At 49.5% G+C, this 634-nt stretch carries 1 protein-coding gene; it reads left to right on the top strand.

The window, feature by feature from the left end:
- Positions 1–93: 93 nt before the first annotated feature.
- On the top strand, positions 94–634 hold a 541-nt coding region (locus tag R7O13_RS28170; RefSeq protein WP_318305359.1), incomplete at its 3' end, for a solute carrier family 23 protein.

Raw genomic sequence — 634 nt, 5'->3', positions numbered from 1 at the left:
TGATTAACAGCAATCACAGGTAACGACGTCAACTCCACCCAGCCCTCCCATTCAGCGAGATCTGGGAACACATTGCGACTAGCGAGACAAATCATGACAACTTCAAACCGATCTTCGGAACTGGTCTATCAATTAAATGATCGTCCACCACTGCCACAAACGATTTTTGCTGCACTTCAGCATTTATTGGCGATGTTCGTTGCGGTGATTACACCTTCCTTAATCATTTGCCAATCTTTGGGCGTTCCGGCCGATCAAACCAACACCATTATCAGCATGTCGCTGTTTGCATCTGGTGTTTCTTCCTTTATCCAAATCCGTACCTTTGGACCTGTTGGCTCCGGCTTGCTATCGGTGCAAGGCACCAGCTTTAACTTTTTGGGTCCAATCATCGGTGCGGGTTTATCACTCAAAGCAGGTGGCGCGGACATCAGCACCATGATGGCGGCGATTTTCGGGACGATTTTAGTTGCCTCCTTTGCCGAGATCTTACTGTCTCGTGTGCTTGAGCATGCACGTCGCATCATCACACCTCTCGTCTCTGGCATTGTCGTAACTCTGATTGGCCTGACGCTGATCCAAGTCGGCTTGGTTTCTATGGGGGGTGGTTATGCTGCAATGGGCGACGGTACTT

The sequence above is a fragment of the Vibrio sp. Y176 genome (assembly GCF_033438945.1).
The sequence above is the reverse complement of the archived record's forward strand: the minus strand, read 5'-3'. Positions and strand labels throughout refer to the sequence as shown.